This window comes from Bacillus cereus group sp. MG9, from assembly GCF_040459995.1.
GTDB lineage: Bacteria > Bacillota > Bacilli > Bacillales > Bacillaceae_G > Bacillus_A > Bacillus_A mycoides.
In genome coordinates this window covers 812,300-835,701 of the sequence record NZ_JARVHC010000001.1, presented here as the reverse complement: position 1 = coordinate 835,701, position 23,402 = coordinate 812,300, and the positions used below count along the sequence as shown (strand labels likewise).

Below are 23,402 nucleotides of genomic sequence, written 5' to 3'. Positions count from 1 at the left end.
CTTCACCTCTTCTATACTTAATGTAGATACTAAAACGAACGAAAAGGTGATAAATAGATGAAGAAGAAAAATAAAGTGTTAATTACTAGTGTAGTAGCGATCGGAATTGCAGCTGGATCATATTTTGCTTTAGCTGGTGGTAGTTCAGAAGTAGCAATGGCATATAGCGGATATAAAGTAACAGAAAAACAAATTGAAAACGCGCAAAAATTTGGCGGTGAAGTCATTCCAAACGGCATCGAAACAATTTCATTTGATCCAACAAAAGGTACGTATGAATTAGCTGTTAAAAAAGGTGACGAAGTGAAAAAAGGGCAGCTTCTATTTAAATATAATGACCCTACTGCTAAACAAGGTGTAACAGAAGCAGAAATGCAAAAGAAAATTGCACAAAAAGAAGTGACATTATATCAAAAACAAATTGATGCAGCGAAACAAAAATTACAAAAAGATAAAAATGCAGGTCTTCCTCAGGAAGCATTAAAGGCATCGGAAGTCGAAGTGCAACAATTAGAATCACAACTTGAAATGAAAAAGTTTGAAGTAGAAAAAGCTGATGAAATGATTAAAGCAGCAAAAGAGAAAGTAAACACACTTTCTGTAACGAGTCCAACCGACGGTGTAATTGATGATATCGTAAAAACTGCTGATGAAAAAACAGGTATGAGTGGCATTACACTTCGTCACGCTGGTCAATTTAAAGTAAAAGGTCAACTTTCTGAATATGAACTTGCTAGTATGAAAGTTGGGCAAGAAGTAACTGTTTCATCAAAAACTGTCGCTGGTAAGACTTGGACAGGAAAAGTAACAGAAATCGGTTCTACACCATTAAAGAGCATGGACGAAAATAAAACTGTTTCTAATTATCAATTCACTGTCACATTAGATAATAGTGAAGAATTACAAAACGGCTTCCATGTTTACGTAACAAGTAAATCCGGCGAAGCAACTGGTACAATTGTTCCGAAAAGCAGCATTGTGAAAAAAGGTGACAAAAGTGTTGTCTTCATTGTAAAAGACGGTAAAGCGAAAGAACAAGCAGTTACTGTTGAATTCGAGACAGATAGCGAAGCAAAAGTTTCTGGAGTGAAAAAAGGAGAGGAAATTATCTCTAAACCTGAAAAAGACTTAAAAGACGGTATGGAGGTTGTCACTCAATGATTAACTTAAAAGGCATCACGAAATCTTTCCAAAATGGTGCAGAGTCCGTTCAAATATTACACGGAATTGATGTAACACTAAACCAAGGAGAATTCACTTCTATTATGGGACCATCTGGTTCTGGTAAATCAACATTAATGAACATTATCGGTTGCTTAGATAAACCAACGACAGGTGCGTACGAACTAGCTGGTCAAAACATTTCAAACATGTCTGAAACAGAACTTGCACATGTTCGTAATAAAGAGATCGGATTCATATTCCAAAACTTTATGTTATTACCGAGACTTACAGCACTTCAAAATGTAGAACTACCTCTTATTTACGCTGGAGTCGATAAAAAAGAAAGACGTGAGCGCTCATTAGCAGCTTTAACAAAAGTCAGTTTAGCTGATCGTGCTACTCACTTACCAAATGAATTGTCAGGTGGACAAAAGCAGCGTGTCGCAGTCGCACGTGCAATCGTAAATAACCCGAAATTTCTCTTAGCAGATGAACCGACGGGTGCACTTGATACGAAAACAAGTACACAAATTATGGATCTCTTTTACGAATTAAACAAACAAGGCTCAACAATCATTATGATTACCCACGATCGTGAAATTGGGGAAGCGGCAGCACGTCAAATTGTAATTCGTGACGGAAATATCGTCCAAGATTGGAGAGGTTAATTTTGAACACGAGTGAAAATATACGCATGGCCCTTTCCTCTATCTTTGCTCATAAAATGCGTTCTATATTAACAATGCTAGGTATTATTATCGGTATTAGCGCCATTATTACTATCATTTCAATGGGTGATGGTACAAATGCAAAGTTTAAAAAAGAGTTAGGACAAGGAAAAGATACTGAAGTAACGATTTACTACAACAACCCTGATTATGGAACTGATAGTGCCAAAATCACACCTGATATGCTAAAACGTCTTCAAACTGTACCAGGCGTTAAAGATGTTTATCCAGATGTAAGTATGAAAGTAAAAGCATCTTCTGGTTCAAAAGATGTCTCTCTTGATTTAAAAGGTGGAACAGGCGCCTTTATGACAGATTCGAAAATAAAATTAGTTCACGGTCGTGAATTAAACGACAGCGAATTAAACCAAGCAATCCCTGCTGTTATATTAAATGAAGAAGCTTTCAACAAATTATTTAGTGGTTGGGAATCAAATTTATACACAGATGTAAAAGGAAAGCCGTATAAAATAGTCGGTGTATACGAAACGAAAAACGAATTTGGAATGGCTATGCCTGAAGGTTATACATCTCTTGAAAACGCGCCTGTCATTTCAGGAGTAAATGAGTATGACTCTGTAAAATTAACAATGACCTCTCCAACAGAACGTAAAAGTGTAGAAAAACAAGCTGTTTCTGTTTTAAACGACATGAAAGCTCCTAAATTCGAGCACAAATTCGAAGCACAGGACTTAGGTGAATTTACGAAGCAATTAGACGAATCCATCGGTATGATGAAAATGGTATTCGGTGGCATTGCCGCTATCTCCTTACTTGTTGGTGGTATCGGTGTAATGAACATCATGCTTGTATCTGTAACAGAACGTACACGTGAGATCGGTATTCGTAAAGCACTTGGTGCAACGCGCGGTAAAGTATTAACACAATTCTTAATTGAATCTTGTATTTTAACAGGACTCGGTGGTTTCATCGGATTCATGCTTGGTATTTTCTTCGCTTGGATCGTCTCAATCTTTGCCGGATGGCCACTCGTTATCTCAAAAGAACTTGGACTTCTTTCAGTAGGTATCTCAATGCTAATCGGTATTGCATTCGGTTTACTACCAGCAAACAAAGCTGCTAAACTTGATCCAATTGAATGTTTACGATATGAGTAAATAAAAAACGTAGGAGTTTACACTCCTACGTTTTTTATTTTGTTGAAGGCAAATGTAATTTCATCGACGTTTTGACAAAAATAAGAACCTCTAACTTCTATTATATAAAGTGAAACTATAATCAGTGGGGGTTTTGTTCATCCCCCACTGATTATTAGCCTTCACCAATCGGGCTTTTACGGGCAGTTAATCTCCCACCTAACTTCTTTGCTTCAGCCGAATTTTGAGGTGAGGGTTTTACTGCCCACAAATAGCGGGATAATTCTACTGAAACTCGCGAACCAACTCATAACGATATCATCCCTTTAAATCATGTTTCTTCTATTATATATGTTTCATGTTGCGATTATCTTTTTATCCTTGCAACTTTCATTTCGCATTACCACTATCCTACAATCCTATTATTGCAAAAATAATATGTAAAAGAACAAATTCAAGGCGTAATTTTTTCCATACTACAACTTATTTTGTAACAATTATATCTCTATTTCATTAAAATCCCCCCTATATATACGACTTCACACACAAGAAGATTATATTTTCATAACTACATTACGATTCAAACAATTAAATACCCCTTTTTTGTAACGTTACAGAAACATTCGAGTAACACTACTGATACAGTATTAATCTATCAGTAATTAAAAAAGTGTTGATTTTATGAATCGTATGTTCTAATCCCCTCAAAAACGCAAAGAAAACGCTATCAGGATATTAATGGAATTATTACAGAATATTAATGCCTCGTTACGAATGCTTTGTAGTTTTGTGTTTTCCGCAAATAAGAAAATAATGGTTGCTATAATGAGGTCAACGAAAACAAATGCAATGGAGGCTATTATGAAAAAATTTATGGGTATAGCAACAGCAGCGGTTTTTGGTCTTGGGATTTTCACAACATCTGCTAAAGCAGAAACAATCGTAACGACTGATGTACTAAATGTACGAGAAAACCCAACTACTGAATCACAAGTTGTCGGAAAGTTATTAGATGGATATAAAGTTAACGTTTTACATACAGAAAACGGATGGTCAAAAGTTAAATTAAATAGTGGTAAAGAGGCTTTCATAAGCGCTGACTACACAAAAGATACTTACTACGTAACAGCAAACGTATTAAACGTACGTGCTGGAGCGAATACAGATTCAGCGATTCTTGGTAAATTGAAAAAAGATGATGTAATCGAAACAACACACCAAGTACAAAATGATTGGATCCAATTTGAATATAACGGTCAAACAGCTTATGTACACATTCCTTACTTAACAGGAAAAGCACCAGTTAAAGTTCAGCCAGTAGTTAAAGCTGAAAAAGTAACTAACGTTCAAGATACAGCTAAAGTTCGTGAAGCAGTTAAAGCCGGGGAAGTAGCTGAAACTCAAGCAAAAGCTAAGGCTCAAGAAGCAACTAAAGCTCGTGAAGTAGCTGAAACTCAAGCAAAAGCTAAGGCTCAAGAAGCAACTAAAGCTCGTGAAGCAGCTGAAACTCAAGCTGAAGCTAAGGCTCAAGAAGCGGCTAAAGCTCGTGAAGCAGCTAAAGCTCAAGAAGCAACTGAAGCAGCTAAAGCTCAAGCAGAAGCTAAGGCTCAAGAAGCAGCTAAAGCTCGTGAAGCAGCTAAAGCTCAGGCAGAAGCTGAAGCTCAAGCAGAAGCTAAAGCTCAAGAAGCAGCTAAGGCTCGTGAAGCGGCTAAAGCAGAAGCTAAGGCTCAAGAAGCAGCTGAAGCTCGTGAAGCAGCTAAGGCTCAAGAGGCAGCTAAAGCTCGTGAAGCGGCTAAAGCTCAAAAACCAGCTACACAACAACCTGTTGCAAAAGAAACTGAAACAAGTGCACCATCTTCTTCTCGTGAATTAAGAGTTCAAGCAACAGCTTACACAGCGGATCCACTTGAAAATGGTTACAAAGCAGGAGACCAAGTAAAATCAGCTATGGGTCATAACTTAACAGCTAATCCAAACATGAAACTAATTGCAGTTGATCCAAGTGTCATTCCATTAGGTTCAAAAGTATGGGTTGAAGGTTACGGAGTAGCAATCGCTGGTGATACTGGTGGAGCTATTAAAGGAAATAAAATCGATGTTTTAATGCCAGATAAAGGTACATCAAGTAACTGGGGACGTAAAACAGTTACAGTGAAAGTTTTAAACTAATTACTATATAAAAAAAGAGTCAGTCTCAACGTTGAGACTGACTCTTTTTTTATGATTCTTACATTCTTTCTCTTTCTCCTTCTCCCCCGTCCAAGTTAAATCTATCCCTTTGAATTCTATATACGATAGACTACTATTTCAACAGAAAAAAGAGGATGCTATAGCATCCTCTCTTACCTTCCCTATTCCACACAAGTAAACTGTGTCCAAGCTCCTACATAATCTAGTAAGAATAACTCTTCTTCTGCAATTGTACCGACAATATTTTTCCGTTCATCTATTGGCATTTCTTTCAGAATGATTTGTAGTTCACCTTTATACTTTCCGAATAGGTTATTACCAATTACAACTTGCCCTCTTTCCTGTCGTACACTTTCGCGCACTGGGAAGTCATAGTCTTTGTACCTTTTACGTACTTCTGTAGAACGTACCATATACTCTGTTATGTCACCGCGTCTTACGTGTAATTCTTGCAGTGTCGCTCTCTTCTCTACTTCAGTCGCTTCGTCTACAAATTGTACCTTTAGCTGTAACATGTAACGATTTAAGTTTCCTAGTTTCTCTAACTCTTCTTCACTCGCATAAGCATTTCCGATAATAACATCATCAATAAGCCCTGTTGCCCATAAATGTTTCGCTTGTACTTCAATTGGTAAGTTACGATGTTGTTCTAACGTACATAATCCGTCATTAATATCCCATGGACCTATGTCAGCTACATGCGATGTAATAAAGGCTGCACTGCGAATACCATGCTTTTTGAAGCGTTCACTACAGCGAATGAAATAATCATACGGAAGACCAGTAAATTTTTGCGGATAAAAATTGTGACAACCAATTAAAGCTGATTTATTCGCTTGATGCGAAAGGATATTTTCTAAATAGGCAATATCATTACTTACATTCAGCTCAATTTTTAAGCCATATGGATTATTCGTCATTTTCGCTTCTGTTAACCCGTCAAACCCTACATCTAAACGAATTCCATCCGCGCCTAGCTCTGCAAAGAATGATAGATCACTATAACTAACACCAAGTTGATCGAATACAGCTGGAGCTACATCTAAAATAACTTCCATATTGTTATCTTTTGCATGATTAATAATTTCTTTAAATTCAGCTACAATTTCTTCTTTCGGACGATTAACAGACAGTAAACAAGTGAATATTCTTGAAAAACCGTGGCGTGCCGCTGCCGAAATGTATGCCATATCTTGTTCTTTCGTTGAATGCTCTGGATAAAGTGAAATTCCTAATTTACGCTCCATGCTTTTGCATCTCCTTCACACGTTGTATTAATGCCATGCTCGTAAATCTATATTTTGCAGATAAACATGTTGCACATAAAATCGTTGGTACGATGATAAAGTACGGTGATTCTAAACTAAATACCACATAAGCTCCCATTGAACATCCAATAAATAATATCGACACAAGTAGTAAAACTAATAGCGATTTACTTTGTACCCACTTTGAATAATGTGCAATACACTGCCCCGCCACGAATGTAATTAAGATGATAATTGCTCCGAGCATTCTGTTTTCTCCTCTCCTGCTAATTGTTGCTTCTCATACATTTTGAAGAATGGATAGTAAATAACGAATGAGATAACAAAGTTAACAAGTACAAGTACACCAGCCATAATTGTCCAGTCCGTACTAATAATCGCTGCAATTGGCGCTAACATCGTAAATGGCAGCTTCGCCATCATGAGCGGAATCACACCTGAAACAACTGCGAAATATGATACTGTCGTTGTAACTAACGGTGTAATAACGAATGGAATAATTAAGATCGGGTTCATTACAATTGGTGCCCCGAAAATAATTGGCTCGTTAATATTGAATAATCCTGGTACGAATGATAATCTACCTAACTCTTTTAAGAACTTAGATTTAGAGAACATAAACATAATTACTAAAGCTAACGTTGAGCCTGATCCACCGATCCATACGAACCATTGAATAAATTGCTCTGTAAATAAGTTTGGTAACTGATGTGCATTTCCTGTAGCCGTGAACACTTCCATATTTTCTAGAATTGCTGAATCCCACATCGGACGGATGATTGGTCCTAAAATCGCTGGGCCATGTATACCGAACGACCAGAAGAACACGATTAGGAATACTGTTAATAAACCACCGAATAAATTATTACCTACTAACACTGACTTTAATGGTGCAATTAAATATGTGATCGTTGTATTTACATCAAATTTCAAACCGTAACGAATACCCCAGAATAAAAGAATAACTACTAAAGTTGGAATTAATGCTGCAAACGAGTTTGCAACTGCTGGTGGTACACTATCTGGTAATTTAATCGAAATATTATGCTTAATCATAAAGTGATAAATTTCTACTGCAATTAATGCTGTCACAATAGCTCCGAATAAAGAAGTTGCACTTAATGTTCCTACTGAAATATATCTACCTGCATCAATAACACCTGGTACAGCTTTTGTTATTTGAATTGGTTCAACTGATGCTAGTAAAAAGGCGAGTACAGATAATAATCCTGCACTTAATTGATTGAGCTGATAAAAGTTCGCGAGTGAAGCCCCTACCCCGAATGCTGCGTATAACGCCATTAAGCCTACTGTAAATCGGAATGGAATATCTAAAATATGGCGAAACGGTGCAATCCACTCCATATATGCATCAATTGGTAAGTTTAAAAAGATAACGAAAAATGACCCGACAATCGTTAACGGTAATGTAGAAATAACTCCATTTCGAATTGCTAATAAATGTCGTTGCCCCGCAATCTTTTGCGTTGTTGGCATAATCTTCTGTTCCATAAAACTCATAAAACCATTCATCGATAACCCTCCCTATGTTCAATCTGACAAAAGTAAAAGTTATAACATTATAATGTTTATATTTAAAAAAATATAATTACGCTAAAACTAATTGTTCAGCTTGCTTAAGTACTTTCAAACCATCACACATACCATAATCTCGCTGCTCTATAATTGCAACTGGTATATCGTATGATTTCGCAAGAAACTCTACCGCTGGAAACAAATACTTCACCTGTGGTCCAATTAAAACAACATCAGCATTTTTCATTTCCAGTTTCACAAGTTCTGAATCGACTGCTTTAATTTTATAATCCTTCCCTTGTTTCTTTGCCTCTTCTTGCATTTTTCTTACAACCATACTCGTTGACATACCTGCCGCGCAACATAATAAAATGTACATATTACACTGTCACTTTCTCTTCCACTCGTTTATGAAGAGTGATAAATTCTTCAGCAAGTTCTTTCACTGTAATGGCATTCATTAAATGATCTTGTGCATGCACTAATAATAAACTTATCTCTGCATGATTGCCTCTTGCTTCTTCTTGAATTAAATCCGTTTGAATACGATGAGCGGATGATATTTCCTCACTAGCAAGTGTCATCTTTTCACTCGCATTCTCAAAATCTCCTTGTCTTGCAAAAGCGATTGCTTCAAGTGCCGCGCTTCTCGCGTTGCCACCATGTAAAATTAACGCAAATGGAGTTTGCATATCAGTCATTTTAAATTCCCCCAAGCTATCTTTTTTCTATATTTTTATCTTATTATGAAAACGCATACAATTAAACATAAAAAACTTCCGTTGTGTAACGGAAGTTTTAATATACTTTTTCATAATGATAGTAAGATTTCTTGAAAATCATCAACAGCTTGAGCCTGATGCAATTTTTCTATTATAGTTTGATTAGACATAATATCATATAAAAAATCATAAAGCTTTTGTAAATCTTCATTATTATTGCGCTTCACACTAAATAAAATAATAACTTGTACTTTTTTATCTCCCCAGTCAATCGCCTTATCGAGTGTACAAAACATCAAAAATGTCGTATCGCTTAATAATTGCATCGGATGCGGAATTGCCACTAAGTTTCCAACCGCTGTAGGAGATGTGTTCTCTCTCTCCATAACAGAAGCATAAAAGTTTGCGGGTACATAGTTTTTCTCAGCAGCTTTCTCACATAAAAACTGAATAACCTCCTCTTTCGTAGAAGCACTACGATTTAAGAAGATCAAATCTTCCTTAATATATTGCTGCATACTATCATTCACATGTGTAAATAACTGCTTACCAATTGATTTAATCTCTTTATCATCAAATATTGAGTTTACCTTTATAACCGGAACAGGCAAACCACTCGGTATATGAATCGTACTAATAATACAATCTATTTTATCTTTATAAAGATCTTCCACTTTCAATTGATAGTACCCTGTAATACCTACAATCTCTAGTTTATCTCGGAAATGTGATAGAATTTTATATTTCAGTAGTTGTGCACTCCCTTGACCAGTTGCACAAACTAATAAACATCTTTTCTTTTGATTATTTTCCTGCAAGCGGCTCATCGCCCCACCAAAGTGAATGGCAATATAACCAATCTCACTCTCTGGAATGGATTCACCCGTATATTCACCAATTATATCTCCAACGAGAACTGCAATTTCAAAAGCATATGGATAATTTTTTTTCACTTCTGCCAAAAGAGGATTTCGCGTATTTAACTTATATTTCAAACGATTTAATAACGTTTTTAAATGAACACCAAAACCAAATAATAATTCTTCATCATAATAAAAAGTAAGATTCCGTTCTTCCGCTACTTTGAAAAGAATATGCTGCATGAATGCATATACGTCTTTCCCTAATAGCTCTTCCACATTTTCATAGCGATCTCTCGCTGTAACAGCAGTACTTAATAAATGCATCGTCACATATAAAATTTCTTCTTCTGGAAATGGAAGTTTTAGCTCTTCCCCTAAATTCCCTAAAATCTGTTTCGCAATTTTATATTCTTTCTTTATTATAAGTTCAGATTCCTCTACATGTAGTGCTTGAATGTAATGATCATCCCTGCATCTCTTTAAAGCAATCGCAATATGAATTGATAAATTATCAATTTCTATATCTGATAAATATATCGTTCCTCCCTCGATATACTTTAGTATAACTGAGCGGATGAGAGAAATATGGGGTAACGATAAATATGTGTCCGTCTGCTCATAGTTCTCATGAAACGGAGTATGTTCATACCGCGGTAAACCATATTGTGATAAACAAGAACGAATATTAAATTCTTCTCCTACAATACGTATACCATAATATGGTCTTTTTTCAATTTGCAACTCATAGCGACTACAAATATCCGTAACATCTTTCATAATTAAGTTTACAGTAGATTTACTCACATAAATCTCTTCCGCTAGCTGTGAAAGCTTCACATACCCATCTGTCGTTAAAATACGGTGTAAAATATAGGCTACTCTTTCTTCATAAGAAGTTGGAATCTTTTCTGTCTGTTTTTGAAATACATTTACGCAAAAATCTTCAAACTTCTTAGTTTGTATAATTTCTAGTTCGTACCCATTCCCTCTTTGTGATTCAATTTTCGCTCCGTGTTCTTCCAATATATCATTTAATAATTTTATATCCTTTTGAATCGTCTTCGTTGATACGTGTAAACGGCTCGCTAAAAAAGCTCGATTTAACATCGATTTCTCTTCTAAAAACTCCTCTAAAATGGAAATTAATCGCTGATGCACTTTTGTCATAGCTCTTCCTCTCGCTCTTTATATAAAAGGGAAAAAGCCACTGAAATCAGTAGTTTTTTCCCTTTTATCCCGCGTTCATTATTTCTTTAGCGTAAATCCAAACTTATCCCAAGCTTGTAAATAATCTAATAAGAAGATTTCTTCCTCTATAATTCGGCCAACTACATTTGTTTTTCCTGTATTCACCATATCTTTTAAAGCAATTTGCAATTCACCTTTATATTGGCCATATTTCTCATTATCAATTAAAAGATCGCCACGCTTAATTTCACGCGTATTATGCGGTTTAAACTCTTCTTTTTTATATTTCACACGACTTTGTGTAGAACGAATCATATATTCAGATACATCCCCCCGATAAAAATGAGGTTCTTCTAATACGATAATTCTTTCTAAATCTGTTGTTGTATCGTATAGTTCTATATCAAATGTTTGTTTCTCTTTATTTAACGCACCTAGTGCTTGTAATTCTTCTTCTGAAGCATAAGCATTCGCAATAATAACATCATCAATTAATTCTGTTGCAAACAAATGCTTCGCCTGTGTTGTCATCGGTAATTCGCGATGCTGCTCTAACGTACATAACCCTTCTGTTACTGGCCAAGGTCCATATGTTGCATCAAATGATGAAATAAAAGCAGCCGTTCTCATACCGTAATCTTTAAATTGTTTCGAGCATTTAATGAAATGATCGTATGATAATCCTGAATAACGATGTGGATAAAAATTATGGCAACCAATTAAATTTTCACGATTTGGTCTATGGCTCATAATGTTATCTACATATTTCGTACCGTTACTCATATTAATTTCAATTTTTAAGCCGTATGGATTGTAAGTCATAATCGATTCTTCTAAACCAGAGAATCCAACATCTAAACGGATACCGTACGCTCCTAACTCATGGAAGAACGATAAATCATTATATGAAATACCTAATTGTGTAAAGACAGACGGACTAATATCAACTAATACTTGGAACCCTAATGCATTTGCATGAGAGATCGTTTCTTTAAACTCTTCGATAATTTTCTCTTTTTCGCCATCTACAGATAATAAACATGTGAATACACGTGTAAATCCGTATTTACTCGCTAATGTTACATACTCTTTATCTTTCTCTACTGTCGAATGTTCTGGATAAATAGAAATACCTAATCGTCTCATATGTACACGCCTCTTTCTTCATCATATTGTAAACCTTTTCAAATATATGTAGCGAAAAAGTATGTATCCCCTTTTCTTCCACTACAATTTGAATCCGCTTTCTTTAAAGAAAAAACAATTTCTATCATTCATAACAACTACTAGTCTATACATCTATACCTTACATCTTTTTTTCATAGTTGTGTAGCTTTTACACAAATTTGTCAGTTTTTTCGCCTCGAAAATTGTTATACGTTTTCAAGGCACCTTCCTTGACTGTTACGTTGACCAATACATATACTCGAAAGAATAGAGAAAACTTTTATATAGGGGATGAATATATGGGAGAGGCAGTACTCGTAAAACGAGAACCGTTATGGACGAAAGAGTTTATTGCGCTAATTCTAGCAAACTTATGTATGTTTTTAGGATTTCAAATGTTAATTCCAACTTTACCTGTTTATGTGAAAGAAATTGGGGGCACAAGTTCAAATATCGGATTCGTTGTCGGCATGTTTACCGTTGCAGCACTTTTTATTAGGCCGCTAACTGGAAATGCCTTGCAGAAATTCAACAAAAAAATCATTTTAATGATCGGTACCGCTATTTGTTTACTCGCTATGGGCAGTTATCTTTTCGCTTCAACCGTTTTCCTATTGCTTGCCGTTCGAATTTTACACGGAGCTGGTTTTGGTATTACAACGACTACATACGGAACTGTCGTTTCAGATTTAATTCCGCAAGCTCGCCGCGGTGAAGGCATGGGGTATTTCGGTCTTTCTGGAACTATCGCCATGGCGCTCGGTCCGCTTATCGGACTTTGGCTTATGCAAGCATATAACTTCACGATTCTTTTTTTATGTGCACTTTCATGCACAATAGTTTCATTAATATTAACGAAACTACTTCAAATCAAAAAATCGCCGCAACCACCACAGCAAACATCTGGTACCTTTCTCGATGGATTTATTGAGCGTAAAGCTTTACTTCCTTCATTATTAATATTATGTATTACATTAATGTACGGGGGAATTGGGAGCTTTATCACATTATTTGCTACGGAAGTCGGGATTGCTGATATCAGTCTCTTCTTTTTATTTAACGCACTTGCAATCGCTGTAACTCGTCCGTTTTCTGGAAGATTATATGATACGAAAGGCCATACATTCGTCATCATTCCAGGAGTTATTATTACGTTTACAGGTATTATCTTGCTGTCGTATACAACTACAATTCCGAGTTTAATTATTGCCGCAGCGTGCTACGGCAGTGGTTTCGGAGCAATTCAACCGGCACTACAAGCATGGATGATTGACCGAGTAGCACCGCACCGGAGAGGAGTAGCAACAGCAACATTCTTCTCAGCATTTGATCTTGGAATTGGTGCTGGAGCGATTATTTTTGGATTCATTGCACACTTTACCAACTATGCAACTGTATATCGATATTCCTCTCTATTACTTATCGCTTTTCTTTTCATTTACATCACAAGCTTACGGAAGCAAAAACAGGGGGATAAAACAAAAGAAAAAGCCGTTGGGTAATGGCTAGTTGGTTCTTTTTCGAAGTACTTAGACCAAAAAATCATGTATACACATTTGTAAAAAGCAGTGGATTCCTAAAAAAATCACACTGCTTTTTGCATTGTATTGAAGAGTGAACCGCTGTTCTATTTATTCATGTTGTTCGTATGATATTAATATATATAGAACGAATTGGAGGAAATATTAATGAAAGCAATAGTGTACACAAAATACGGTCTCCCCGACGTTCTTCAACTGAAAGAGATAGAAAAACCTACTCCTAAGGACAATGAAATACTAGTAAAAATAAAAGCGACAACCGTAACAGCAGGAGATATTCGCTCACGAAGTTTTACGGTTCCCTCTTCTGTTTGGCTACCCGCTCGAATCGCACTTGGCTTTAAGCAACCGAAAAAACAAATACTCGGAATGGAATTGGCTGGTGAAGTTGAATCGGTAGGAAAAGACGTCACACGATTTAAAAAAGGAGACCAAGTTTTTGCAGCTACCCAAGTAAATTTTGGTTCTTATGCTGAGTATATTTGTCTACCTGAAGGTGGAGCAGTGTGCATGAAGCCCTCCAATATATCCTATGAAGAAGCCGCAGCCATCCCAATTGGAGCACGTACAGCTTTGTTTTTCCTTAGGAAAGCTAACGTTCAAAGCGGTCAAAACATTCTTATTTACGGAGCTTCTGGAAGTGTCGGAAGTTATGCAGTACAAATTTCCAAGTATTTCGGCGCAACAGTTACAGGTGTGTGCAGTAGCTCAAATTTAGAATTGGTCAAATCTCTAGGAGCTGACGAAGTAATTGATTACACCACAAAAAATTTTTCTACTACAGACGAAACTTATGATGTTATCTTTGAAGCGGTAAACAGGAGCTCCTTTTCAGAGTGTATTAAAATGTTAAAAGAAGATGGTACCTATATAAATATCGTTGAACCGTTACCAAGTGCTCAAATGCTCTGGACTAAATTGACAAGTCGCGTGAAACTCATATTAAGTCAAAACGCACCTGAAAATTCCGAAGCATTAAATTTCCTTAAAAAACTTGTTGAGAACGGTAAAATAAAAGTGGTCATTGATAGGCAATACACTTTTGAGGAAATTATTGAGGCTCACATATATGTTGAAAAAGGACATAAGAAGGGAAATGTCGTCATAACTATGGAGCATAATGACGATTCTAAATAAAGAAAAAACACTTTGCATAATTGTTAAAATGCAAAGCACCGAAAGTTTTTAACATAAAAAAGCAGAGCAAATTCATATGCGAATTGCTCTTTTTTATTGTTGCGAGCATCTCAAAAGAAAACAGTTTAAAATAATTTAATCGTTTTTTACTCTCATTAAATAAATCCATTTCAAACCTCCCCCGTTTCCCTACATATTTTTCTAACTTTAATCAAAAAATATGCAAAGAACCATCATCATAACAAAATAAAATTCCAATCCACATACCCAGTTGGGTAGTTTCCCTTCACCTATTTTTACTATCCACAAATAGTGTGATAAATGTGACTTCTTTACAAACCGATCAGATATATCATCTGAAAAACCAATTAAATCCAGGTGTTTCTTTAAAGATTTGTAAACTTTTTATCCCTTTGTAAATTTAGTGTAAATTTTACTGATAAACCGTTTACAGTGCCTCAAGGTTTAGTTAATAATTACATCGTACATGAAATTTAAGGAGTGGAATGCGTGGAATACAATATTCAAGATATGATCTTCCAGTTCATTGGTGGATTAGGTATTTTCTTATTCGGGATTAAATACATGGGCGATGGACTGCAACAAGCAGCTGGAGATCGTCTTCGCGATATTCTAGATCGTTTTACAACAAACCCTCTTATGGGTGTACTAGCGGGTATGTTAGTTACAGTATTAATTCAATCAAGTTCAGGAACAACAGCTTTAACAGTCGGACTTGTAAGTGCCGGATTTATGACATTAAGACAAGCAATTGGTGTTATTATGGGTGCGAACATCGGTACGACAGTTACTGCATTTATTATCGGAATTAAAATTGGAGAATACGCTCTCCCAATTATGGCGCTTGGAGCAATCTTACTATTCTTCTTTAAAAATAAAAAAGTACATTCTTTAGGTCAAGTGATATTCGGTTTTGGTATGTTATTCTTCGGTTTAGAACTAATGAGTTCAGGTATGAAACCTCTTCGCTCTTTAGAGTCATTCCAAGAATTAATGGTTAGCATGAGTGATAACCCAATCTTAGGAATCGTTGTTGGTACAGTCTTCACTTTAATTGTACAAAGTTCAAGTGCGACAATCGGTATTTTACAAGAATTATTCGGTCAAGGTGCAATCGATTTACAAGCTGCCCTTCCTGTATTATTCGGTGATAACATCGGTACAACAATTACAGCTATATTAGCAGCAATCGGTACTTCTATTGCAGCAAGACGTGCAGCATTAGTTCACGTTATCTTTAATATCGTCGGTGCAATCATCTTTACAATTTTATTAGTACCATTTACAAGTTTAATTCAATATTTCCAAACATCATTAAACTTAAATCCAGAAATGACAATCGCATTTGCTCACGGAACATTTAACGTAACGAATGCAGTTATTCAGTTCCCATTCATTGCAGTGTTAGCATGGATTGTAACAAAAATCATTCGCGGTGAAGATGCTGCTATTGACTTTAAACCACAGCATTTGAATCCGATTTTTATTGAACAATCTCCATCCATTGCACTAACAGAAGCACAAAAAGAAGTGATTCGTATGGCTGAGTTTTCATTACACGGATTAAAAGAAGCAAACCAATTTTTAAATACACAAGAAAAGAAACACGCGGATATGGCTACTCAATTAGAAGCAGCTATTAACAATTTAGATAAAAAAATTATCGAGTATTTAGTTTTACTATCAGAAAAACCACTTTCACATACAGACTCCGAAAAGCATTCAGTTCTAGCAGGTGTTGTTGGAGATATTGAACGTGTCGGTGATCATGTAGAAAACCTGGTAGAACTTGTAGATTTCCAAATTTCAAACCGCGTTTCACTATCAGATGAAGCACTAGCTGAACTAAATGAAATGCTTGAATTAACAATTTCAACATTACAAGACGCAATTGGAGCTTTAACAAACTTCGACATTGAATTAGCACAAACAGTTATTGCAAAAGAACGTAAAATTGACCAAATGGAACGTGTTCTTCGTAAACGTCATGTATTACGTCTGAACGAGCGTAGCTGTTCAGGTGATGCAAGCATCATTTTCGTTGATATGGTAAGTAACTTAGAGCGTATCGGTGATCACGCTGTAAATATTGCTGATGGCGTTTTAGGTGAACAAGGAAAAGTAAATTTAAAACAATCATTATAATAGGAAAGAGACGCTCAAATTAGCGTCTCTTTTTTCATTTCATCTTTACAACAGTTCTTCCTTTTAACTTTCCTTGCAGTATAAGTGTAAACTTCTCATCTAATTCTTTTAATGTACATTCTTCTGTATAAGATAATAGCTCTGAATTTTTCCACTCACCTGCTAGCAATGCCCACACGTCTCTTCTCACATCTACTGGACATTGAACTGAATCTATTCCTAAAAGGCTAATCCCTCGTAATATGAATGGGTATACAGTTGTATTTAATTCATGCCCTGCTACGTTACCACACGTTGTTACACAGCCTCCATACTTAACTACCTTTAAAGAACTTTCTAACATGCTTCCGCCTACGGTATCGACAACCCCAGCGTATATTCCTTTAAGCATCGGTCTTCCTGATTCATCACTCAACTCCGCGCGATGAATCATCTTTTTTGCACCTAAACGTAGCAGCATCTGTTCCTCTTCCATTTTCCCAGTTGATCCTACTACGTTATATCCTAGCTTCGCTAAAATGCTAACTGCTACACTGCCTACTCCGCCCGTAGCACCCGTTACTAAAACATCTCCCATACTAGGCGTAATTCCCGCTCTAATAAGCTTATATACCGATAGGGCAGCTGTAAAACCTGCTGTCCCGTACATCATACTTTCCTTCAAAGTCATTTCTTTTGGTAAAGGAACAACCCAAGATGATGGCACGCGAATATATTCCCCGAAACCACCAGAAGTATTCATACCTAAATCATATCCAGTTACAATAACTTGATCGCCTTCCTGAAAGGCGTTATTTTCACTATTAACTACCTCTCCCGCTGCATCTATACCAGGTGTATGAGGATATGTTCTCGTTACACCTTTATTACCAGTAGCTGAAAGGGCATCTTTATAATTTAATGAAGAATAATAAACACGTATTAATACGTCTCCTTCAGGTAAACTATTAATTTCTCTCTCAACAAGATTTCTTTCAAATTGATTATTTTCTTTTTCGTTCACGACAATTGCTCGGAATGATGTATGATTCATTATGCTCTCTCCTTCATCCGTAAAATCTTTCTTTATTATATAAGAAGTATATATACAGCTAATCACATCTTCTTGGCTATATTTCAACAAATCTTACTTCTCTATCACTTTCTCACAATACATATTTTCATTTCTACTAAAACACATTATACTTGTTCTACATCTTAAAAATAAAATATAGAAAATCTGACTTTTTATAAATAAATTGAATTTTTACGAAATGTAAATGATTTGTAATGTTTTTTTTCGCTAAATTTCATTATAATAAGTGGATATGAGTGTCGTATTTCAATTCAAATGAAGGAGTACAAGAAATGGAGCAAAACCCATCTTTGCAAGAAAATACACGCAATAAACCGAAAAAAAGTAAGAAAAAAACAAAAATTATTATAAGCGTTATTCTATTAGTTTTAATAATAGGTGGCGGTTATACATGGTTTTTAGTAAATAAAGCATCTTCTGCTGTTCGAAACGCCGCTCACGATTTAGCACGCGGTGATAAGTCTGATTTACGTGATAAAGCTGTAAAACCTATTACAAATAACGTCTCTGTCTTAATAATGGGCGTTGATGAAAGCGATGTCCGCGGAAAAGAATATGGTGAAGCTATAAGAACGGATGCACTATTACTTGCAACGTTTAATAAAGATAGCAAAACTGTAAAACTATTAAGTATTCCACGAGACACATATACTTATATTCCAGTAGAAAAGAAAAAAGATAAAATTACACACGCTCATGCATTTGGTTCTACTAAAAACGGAAAAGATGGTGGACCACAAGCTAGTATTGATGCAGTTGAAAAATTAATGAATGTTCCCGTCGATTACTTTGTAAAATTCAACTTTAAATCATTCATGAAAATCGTTGATGATTTAGGCGGCATTGAAGTTGACGTACCAGTTGAGTTTACTGAACAAGATAGTAATGATAACGCCGAAGCAATTCACCTGAAAAAAGGTGTTCAAAAGTTAAATAGTGAAGAAGCTCTTGCTCTTGCTAGAACAAGGCACATTGATAGTGATGCGATGCGTGGTCAACGTCAGCAACTCGTTATCGAAGCCATTTTAAAGAAACTAACAAGCGTTAACTCTGTAACAAAAGTTGGTAACATAATTGATGATATTAACGGACAATTCGTTACAAACTTAACATTCGATGACATGCTTTCATTCTATAAATATGGATCGGATTCGGAAATTGAGAAATTACAACTTCAAGGTGAAGATTGTTACATGGCAAAAGGTGATGATACATGTAGTAAGTCAGCTGGTGGTGGTCGAACTTACTACTACAATCCAGATAAAAAAGAATTAGCTAATGTTACAAACGAACTTCGTAGTCACCTTGGACTACCTGCCTATACAAAATCTGATTCTGATTCGAAAAAAACAAGCTCAGAGAAAACAAAAGAATCTAAGTCTGAAAATACGAGTGAACGCGAATCAAGTAACGATGAAACTCAAAATAAGAATAACAGTGAAGATACAGAAACATCGTCTAATGACAATGAATAAAGTGAAGCAGTGCTCTATGGAGGTAGAGCACTGCTTCTTTTTAATGCTTTCAAAATAAAAAATCAGAACTTTCCAACTATCTTTTTTAATATTTTTAAATTATAATAAATAGTAGTAATCTATTCCAATTATCAGGGGGCTCATACATATGAAAGCTGCAGTAAAACATAACATTTCAGATTTTAAAGAGTATTTAAAATCAAACGATATATACATGGAAGAAAATATAGATGAAAATGATGGTTCGGTACATTTTTCAGTAGGATTAGAAACAGAAGCTGGCGCAAAAATTCAACTTATCGCTGCTTTCCAAAGCGAACATCCTGCTGTGGATATATACTGCTTCAATGTTGCTCTTGTACCTGATTCAACATCAACAAATGATATTTTACATGTCATCAATGAATTAAACACATCTTATCGATTTGCAAAATTCACGCTAAACAAACAAAATGCAATTGATATTTCAACATCTCTTGCATTCTCAGAACCAAACTTTAATCCCGCACTTGTCTTTGAACATACGAGAATGCTATATAAACTGGCAAACGATGAATATAAGAACTTAATGAAAGTGATTTGGGCGTAAATAAAAAGATGGTGCTACAAGAGCACCATCTTTTTATTTCGATATCATATCAACCCACATCTTTATCGCGGTTCCTACAATTAAAGTAGACAATACGTATTGCAAAACTTTTTGATTCACTCTCTTCCCTACTCTCACTCCAAGAGGAGCGGCAAATAAACTTGCTATCGCAACGATAAGAGCCGGAATAACAACTATTTGTCCAGTAATCACTTTCCCAGTAGTAATTCCTATCGAGGAAATAAAAGTAATAGCGATAGATGTTGCTATTGTTGTACGTATCGGTAGTTTTAAAACAACTAGCATAATCGGTACTAAAAGAAATGCACCACCAGCCCCAATAATGCCGGAAACACTTCCTACAATAAAAGCTAGCAAACTAGCGAGCCACTTATTGTACGTAATTCCTTCTGTCCCCTTACGATTGCTTCGCTTCGGTATAAACATCATAATAGACGCAATAGTAGCTAGTAATGTGTAAACAACGTTTACAGCATGCTCATTTAATAGATTCGCACTAAAGCTACCTACAAAGCTTCCTATCAATATACTAGCTCCCATATACACAACTAAAGTTTTATCCATATCGTTACTTTTCCTATACGCCCACGCGCCTGCAAAAGTTGCAAAGAATACTTGAATCGCTGTAATACCGCTCACTTCATGTGATGTATATCCAGCAAATCCTAGCAATACCGGAATGTATAAGATCATCGGATAATTAATAATTGCACCACCAATTCCAACCATTCCTGATATAAACGATCCTATAAACCCAATTATAAAAAGTAATACGACTAAGCTCATCTTACATCCCCTCCCTTCTAAAAAGAAGGTGAATTAAATGAATAAGTTTACATTCCCATCCGAAGCATCTGCTAAATAAGCTCCTACTCCTGCAAACTCTACCCCATCCATAATCTCTTCCTCTTTTAACCCTAATAAATCTACTGTCATTTGACAAGCTACAAGTTTAATTCCCTGTTCTTTCGCCAAATCGATTAAATCTGGTAAAGGCATCGCATTATGTTTTTTCATAATACCTTTAATCATCTTTGGTCCCATACCGGCAAAATTCATTTTTGATAATCCCATCTTATCAGCGCCGCGCGGCATCATTTTTCCAAACACTTTCTCTATAAATGTTTTCTTTACTTTCACATGCTCATCTTTCCTAAGAGCATTTAAACCCCAGAAAGTATGAAAAATAGTCACTTCATGATCGTACGCCGCTGAACCATTTGCAATAATATAAGCAGCCATTGCTTTATCATAATCTCCGCTAAATAAAACGATTGTTGTTTTCTTCTGTTGTTCCATGTTGTTCTCCTCCTAATTACCTATAGGGGTATTTTATCATTTATAAAAAGGCTCAAATCATTTATCTCTGTACTATACGACTTTACCTTCCCACGCTAACATACCGCCTACCATATTGATTGCTTGAAAACCGTAGCTCTCTAAAAATTGAACTGCTCGTGCACTTCTTCCGCCAGAACGACAAACGATAATATACTCTTTCTTTTTATCCAACTCATGCATACGAAACTCTAATAGTCCTAGTGGAATATTACACGCTTCTGGAATTTCCCCTTCAGCTACTTCTTCTACTTCACGTACGTCCACAATATTTACTGCTTCTTTACGTAACAATTTTCCTTCTAATTCTTTTGCTTTCATTTCTTTCATTTTAAATTCCCTCCTCACAAACCATTCATACCGCCTGAAACATTGATAACGTGCTGAAATCCTAATTTTTTTAATACTTTTGCAGCCTGCTTACTTCTCATCCCGCTCTGGCAAATAACGATTACTTCCTTATTTTTATCTAACTGATTTGCTTTACTCGCTAACTCATTTAACGGGATATTTTGAAATCCTTTCATATGATTCCCTCTATACTCACCTACTGTACGAACATCGATAAACTGCTTTCCCTGTTTTCCCACTATACTCTTTAATTCTTTTCCATTTATATTTTGAACACCTTTCACCGGTAAAAAACGTGAAATAACAAACCATACAGCAATTACAATGAAAAGCGTACTTAATATTGTATTCATATAACCAACCTCTCCGCCTTTACAAAACTAGTTCTTCACTACGCCTTCTTAATCCAAAACTTCAGCACATCGTCTTCTATATTATGCTTTACTATTTCATGACCGCCTGTTTTTGACCATGCTGGAATATCTTTTACTGATCCTTTATCCGTTACATGTACTTCTAACACTTCTCCAGTTTGTAAAGTATCCATCGCTCTCTTCGTTCTTACGATCGGCATTGGACATGCTAAACCTTTCGCATCTAATACTTGTTTTACATTCATCATCTATTCCTCCAGTTTTTTATTTTATAATGAATCATGAACTGCACAGCGATTTGGACCAATCTCCATTTCACGCTCTTCTTCCACACTCGGATAAATCTTACCCATATTCGTTTGACGAATTTCTTCATAAGCATTCGGCTGAGGCGGTAAGTTCTCTGTCACAGTTTTACGAAACTCTACCTCATCGGCAATATTTAACCCTACATTCTCCTTAAATAAATCTTGTAAATGCGCACTCACAATGCCTCTGTCGTCCATTTCACTTATTTTTGAATAATGAGCTGGTAAAACAATTAAACCTTGAGATAATTCCTTATAACGTTTATATAAAGTATTTCGTAAATCCCCTACCCAGTCTTCCGCCTTCCCAGCAAGATCTGGACGCCCGATTGAATCTACAAATAAAATATCGCCTGATAATAAATAGGAATCATCTACAATAAATGATGTACTTCCAATCGTATGCCCCGGTGAGTATAATGCGTCAATTTCAATTTTGGTACCCCCCACCGTAATAACAGATCCTTCAACAAGCGGTTTATATGAGAAAACGACTTCCTCCGCATCTTTTGGAGGTAACCAATACGTACCCCCTACTTTTTCAGCTAACCTACGTCCTCCAGAAATATGGTCTGCATGTAAATGTGTATCCATGACATTCGTAATAGTAACGCCATGCTCTTCCGCAAAATCTTCATATGCTTCAACCGTTCTGACTGCATCAATAACTGCTGCTTCACCGTTTGAGACGATCATATAAGATAAACAGCCTTTTCCAAGACGGTTAAATTGATATACACTTCCTCCGCCCTGTACATCTCCTACTTTTAACGGCTTTACATATTCACTCCAAGCCTTCATACCACCAGCTAAATAATAAATATCATTGAATCCGGCATGTAACAATTGCTCTGCGACAAACTGCGAAGAACCTTCTTTCGCACATACGACTAAAATTTCTTTCTCCCTCGGCAATTCATTTACAATATGATCTACACCATCTAATAAGTCAAAATACGGTTTATTTATAGAAGAAACTTGTTTCCCTTCAATTTTCCAATCTTCATAGTCCGTTTCATTACGAACATCTAAAATAAACAATTCTCCGAATAAAACTTTCTCTGCGACATCTTTTGCTTGTAACAGTTTAACACTCATTCAATT

The 23,402-nt window shown here is 35.9% G+C and carries 23 protein-coding genes; 9 read left to right on the top strand and 14 right to left on the bottom strand.

Translation table 11 applies throughout. The features are described 5' to 3' along the window. The first annotated feature begins 57 nt into the window (after positions 1 to 57). The 4 genes from QCI77_RS04215 (at position 58) to entC (ending at position 5,158) form a co-directional block, all read left to right on the top strand. A complete protein-coding gene (locus tag QCI77_RS04215) occupies positions 58 to 1,161 on the top strand; it encodes an efflux RND transporter periplasmic adaptor subunit (RefSeq protein ID WP_113768974.1) in 1,104 nt (367 codons plus the stop codon). Beyond that, positions 1,158 to 1,832, top strand: a complete 675-nt coding sequence (locus QCI77_RS04210; protein ID WP_002087431.1) for an ABC transporter ATP-binding protein — start codon at positions 1,158 to 1,160, stop codon at positions 1,830 to 1,832. The genes QCI77_RS04215 and QCI77_RS04210 overlap by 4 nt, the downstream gene beginning before the upstream one ends. A 26-nt stretch (positions 1,833 to 1,858) precedes the next feature. Then, positions 1,859 to 3,010, top strand: a complete 1,152-nt coding sequence (locus QCI77_RS04205; RefSeq protein WP_002029935.1) for an ABC transporter permease — start codon at positions 1,859 to 1,861, stop codon at positions 3,008 to 3,010. A gap of 717 nt (positions 3,011 to 3,727) precedes the next feature. Then, positions 3,728 to 5,158 (top strand): cell wall-binding protein EntC, encoded by a 1,431-nt coding sequence (entC, locus tag QCI77_RS04200; protein ID WP_353824545.1) that lies wholly within the window; start codon positions 3,728 to 3,730, stop codon positions 5,156 to 5,158. Positions 5,159 to 5,340: 182 nt separating this feature from the next. Here entC and QCI77_RS04195 read toward each other — a convergent pair whose 3' ends face one another. From QCI77_RS04195 to QCI77_RS04165, 7 genes are all read right to left on the bottom strand, one after another. After that, positions 5,341 to 6,426, bottom strand: a complete 1,086-nt coding sequence (locus QCI77_RS04195) for a DUF871 domain-containing protein (RefSeq protein WP_113768971.1) — start codon at positions 6,424 to 6,426, stop codon at positions 5,341 to 5,343. Beyond that, positions 6,416 to 6,694, bottom strand: coding sequence for a hypothetical protein (locus tag QCI77_RS04190; protein ID WP_061675597.1), 279 nt, complete (start codon positions 6,692 to 6,694; stop codon positions 6,416 to 6,418). The genes QCI77_RS04195 and QCI77_RS04190 overlap by 11 nt, the downstream gene beginning before the upstream one ends. Next, positions 6,670 to 7,980, bottom strand: a complete 1,311-nt coding sequence (locus QCI77_RS04185) for a PTS sugar transporter subunit IIC (protein ID WP_002140468.1) — start codon at positions 7,978 to 7,980, stop codon at positions 6,670 to 6,672. Before QCI77_RS04185 ends, QCI77_RS04190 begins: the two co-directional genes overlap by 25 nt. Positions 7,981 to 8,056: 76 nt before the next feature. Beyond that, positions 8,057 to 8,362, bottom strand: a complete 306-nt coding sequence (locus tag QCI77_RS04180; RefSeq protein WP_002134545.1) for a PTS sugar transporter subunit IIB — start codon at positions 8,360 to 8,362, stop codon at positions 8,057 to 8,059. Position 8,363: 1 nt separating this feature from the next. Beyond that, on the bottom strand, positions 8,364 to 8,684 hold the full coding sequence (locus QCI77_RS04175) for a PTS lactose/cellobiose transporter subunit IIA (RefSeq protein ID WP_002087442.1): 321 nt from the start codon (positions 8,682 to 8,684) through the stop codon (positions 8,364 to 8,366). 110 nt (positions 8,685 to 8,794) lie between these two features. Continuing rightward, the gene (locus QCI77_RS04170) at positions 8,795 to 10,735 is read right to left on the bottom strand and encodes a BglG family transcription antiterminator (RefSeq protein WP_193652611.1); all 1,941 of its coding nucleotides are present in this window, start codon (positions 10,733 to 10,735) and stop codon (positions 8,795 to 8,797) included. 78 nt (positions 10,736 to 10,813) lie between these two features. Continuing rightward, on the bottom strand, positions 10,814 to 11,902 hold the full coding sequence (locus QCI77_RS04165; protein WP_113768969.1) for a DUF871 domain-containing protein: 1,089 nt from the start codon (positions 11,900 to 11,902) through the stop codon (positions 10,814 to 10,816). A 320-nt stretch (positions 11,903 to 12,222) separates the two neighbouring features. Between QCI77_RS04165 and QCI77_RS04160 the strand changes: the two genes are divergently transcribed. The 3 genes from QCI77_RS04160 (at position 12,223) to QCI77_RS04150 (ending at position 16,767) form a co-directional block, all read left to right on the top strand. After that, complete coding sequence (locus QCI77_RS04160) at positions 12,223 to 13,425, top strand: MFS transporter (protein ID WP_002029919.1); 1,203 nt, start codon at positions 12,223 to 12,225, stop codon at positions 13,423 to 13,425. Between the two features lie 186 nt (positions 13,426 to 13,611). After that, on the top strand, positions 13,612 to 14,601 hold the full coding sequence (locus QCI77_RS04155; RefSeq protein ID WP_353824544.1) for an NAD(P)-dependent alcohol dehydrogenase: 990 nt from the start codon (positions 13,612 to 13,614) through the stop codon (positions 14,599 to 14,601). Positions 14,602 to 15,111: 510 nt separating this feature from the next. Next, the gene (locus QCI77_RS04150) at positions 15,112 to 16,767 is read left to right on the top strand and encodes a Na/Pi cotransporter family protein (protein WP_113768967.1); all 1,656 of its coding nucleotides are present in this window, start codon (positions 15,112 to 15,114) and stop codon (positions 16,765 to 16,767) included. A gap of 34 nt (positions 16,768 to 16,801) precedes the next feature. On the opposite strand, the gene QCI77_RS04145 is transcribed toward QCI77_RS04150, so the two are convergent. After that, a complete protein-coding gene (locus QCI77_RS04145; RefSeq protein ID WP_088292492.1) occupies positions 16,802 to 17,800 on the bottom strand; it encodes a YhdH/YhfP family quinone oxidoreductase in 999 nt (332 codons plus the stop codon). Between the two features lie 314 nt (positions 17,801 to 18,114). On the opposite strand from QCI77_RS04145, the gene QCI77_RS04140 reads away from it, so the two are divergent. Together QCI77_RS04140 and QCI77_RS04135 are read left to right on the top strand one after the other, a co-directional pair. Beyond that, complete coding sequence (locus QCI77_RS04140) at positions 18,115 to 19,317, top strand: LCP family protein (RefSeq protein ID WP_353824543.1); 1,203 nt, start codon at positions 18,115 to 18,117, stop codon at positions 19,315 to 19,317. 148 nt (positions 19,318 to 19,465) lie between these two features. Next, entirely contained in the window at positions 19,466 to 19,906 is a 441-nt protein-coding gene (locus tag QCI77_RS04135) for a hypothetical protein (RefSeq protein ID WP_002029912.1), read from the top strand. A 33-nt stretch (positions 19,907 to 19,939) separates the two neighbouring features. Here QCI77_RS04135 and QCI77_RS04130 read toward each other — a convergent pair whose 3' ends face one another. The 6 genes from QCI77_RS04130 to QCI77_RS04105 form a co-directional block, all read right to left on the bottom strand. Further along, the gene (locus QCI77_RS04130) at positions 19,940 to 20,713 is read right to left on the bottom strand and encodes a sulfite exporter TauE/SafE family protein (RefSeq protein ID WP_044444629.1); all 774 of its coding nucleotides are present in this window, start codon (positions 20,711 to 20,713) and stop codon (positions 19,940 to 19,942) included. A 33-nt stretch (positions 20,714 to 20,746) separates the two neighbouring features. Beyond that, the gene (locus QCI77_RS04125; protein WP_002087459.1) at positions 20,747 to 21,226 is read right to left on the bottom strand and encodes a DsrE/DsrF/DrsH-like family protein; all 480 of its coding nucleotides are present in this window, start codon (positions 21,224 to 21,226) and stop codon (positions 20,747 to 20,749) included. Between the two features lie 72 nt (positions 21,227 to 21,298). Beyond that, positions 21,299 to 21,595, bottom strand: coding sequence for a rhodanese-like domain-containing protein (locus QCI77_RS04120; protein ID WP_353824542.1), 297 nt, complete (start codon positions 21,593 to 21,595; stop codon positions 21,299 to 21,301). 14 nt (positions 21,596 to 21,609) lie between these two features. Next, positions 21,610 to 21,969 carry a rhodanese-like domain-containing protein gene (locus tag QCI77_RS04115; RefSeq protein WP_353824541.1) on the bottom strand — a complete coding sequence of 120 codons (360 nt, stop codon included), beginning with the start codon at positions 21,967 to 21,969 and terminating at the stop codon, positions 21,610 to 21,612. 38 nt (positions 21,970 to 22,007) lie between these two features. Then, complete coding sequence (locus tag QCI77_RS04110; RefSeq protein ID WP_002029907.1) at positions 22,008 to 22,238, bottom strand: sulfurtransferase TusA family protein; 231 nt, start codon at positions 22,236 to 22,238, stop codon at positions 22,008 to 22,010. A gap of 21 nt (positions 22,239 to 22,259) precedes the next feature. After that, positions 22,260 to 23,396 (bottom strand): MBL fold metallo-hydrolase, encoded by a 1,137-nt coding sequence (locus QCI77_RS04105; RefSeq protein WP_353824540.1) that lies wholly within the window; start codon positions 23,394 to 23,396, stop codon positions 22,260 to 22,262. Positions 23,397 to 23,402: the final 6 nt, after the last annotated feature.

Bases quoted from the DNA above. Each gene is read 5' to 3' on its own strand.
- QCI77_RS04215 (WP_113768974.1), top strand. From the start codon at position 58: ATGAAGAAGAAAAATAAAGTGTTAATTACTAGTGTAGTAGCGATCGGA.
- QCI77_RS04210 (WP_002087431.1), top strand. From the start codon at position 1,158: ATGATTAACTTAAAAGGCATCACGAAATCTTTCCAAAATGGTGCAGAG.
- QCI77_RS04205 (WP_002029935.1), top strand. From the start codon at position 1,859: ATGGCCCTTTCCTCTATCTTTGCTCATAAAATGCGTTCTATATTAACA.
- entC (WP_353824545.1), top strand. From the start codon at position 3,728: ATGGAATTATTACAGAATATTAATGCCTCGTTACGAATGCTTTGTAGT.
- QCI77_RS04195 (WP_113768971.1), bottom strand. From the start codon at position 6,426: ATGGAGCGTAAATTAGGAATTTCACTTTATCCAGAGCATTCAACGAAA.
- QCI77_RS04190 (WP_061675597.1), bottom strand. From the start codon at position 6,694: ATGCTCGGAGCAATTATCATCTTAATTACATTCGTGGCGGGGCAGTGT.
- QCI77_RS04185 (WP_002140468.1), bottom strand. From the start codon at position 7,980: ATGAATGGTTTTATGAGTTTTATGGAACAGAAGATTATGCCAACAACG.
- QCI77_RS04180 (WP_002134545.1), bottom strand. From the start codon at position 8,362: ATGTACATTTTATTATGTTGCGCGGCAGGTATGTCAACGAGTATGGTT.
- QCI77_RS04175 (WP_002087442.1), bottom strand. From the start codon at position 8,684: ATGACTGATATGCAAACTCCATTTGCGTTAATTTTACATGGTGGCAAC.
- QCI77_RS04170 (WP_193652611.1), bottom strand. From the start codon at position 10,735: ATGACAAAAGTGCATCAGCGATTAATTTCCATTTTAGAGGAGTTTTTA.
- QCI77_RS04165 (WP_113768969.1), bottom strand. From the start codon at position 11,902: ATGAGACGATTAGGTATTTCTATTTATCCAGAACATTCGACAGTAGAG.
- QCI77_RS04160 (WP_002029919.1), top strand. From the start codon at position 12,223: ATGGGAGAGGCAGTACTCGTAAAACGAGAACCGTTATGGACGAAAGAG.
- QCI77_RS04155 (WP_353824544.1), top strand. From the start codon at position 13,612: ATGAAAGCAATAGTGTACACAAAATACGGTCTCCCCGACGTTCTTCAA.
- QCI77_RS04145 (WP_088292492.1), bottom strand. From the start codon at position 17,800: ATGAATCATACATCATTCCGAGCAATTGTCGTGAACGAAAAAGAAAAT.
- QCI77_RS04140 (WP_353824543.1), top strand. From the start codon at position 18,115: ATGGAGCAAAACCCATCTTTGCAAGAAAATACACGCAATAAACCGAAA.
- QCI77_RS04135 (WP_002029912.1), top strand. From the start codon at position 19,466: ATGAAAGCTGCAGTAAAACATAACATTTCAGATTTTAAAGAGTATTTA.
- QCI77_RS04130 (WP_044444629.1), bottom strand. From the start codon at position 20,713: ATGAGCTTAGTCGTATTACTTTTTATAATTGGGTTTATAGGATCGTTT.
- QCI77_RS04125 (WP_002087459.1), bottom strand. From the start codon at position 21,226: ATGGAACAACAGAAGAAAACAACAATCGTTTTATTTAGCGGAGATTAT.
- QCI77_RS04120 (WP_353824542.1), bottom strand. From the start codon at position 21,595: ATGAAAGAAATGAAAGCAAAAGAATTAGAAGGAAAATTGTTACGTAAA.
- QCI77_RS04115 (WP_353824541.1), bottom strand. From the start codon at position 21,969: ATGAATACAATATTAAGTACGCTTTTCATTGTAATTGCTGTATGGTTT.
- QCI77_RS04110 (WP_002029907.1), bottom strand. From the start codon at position 22,238: ATGATGAATGTAAAACAAGTATTAGATGCGAAAGGTTTAGCATGTCCA.
- QCI77_RS04105 (WP_353824540.1), bottom strand. From the start codon at position 23,396: ATGAGTGTTAAACTGTTACAAGCAAAAGATGTCGCAGAGAAAGTTTTA.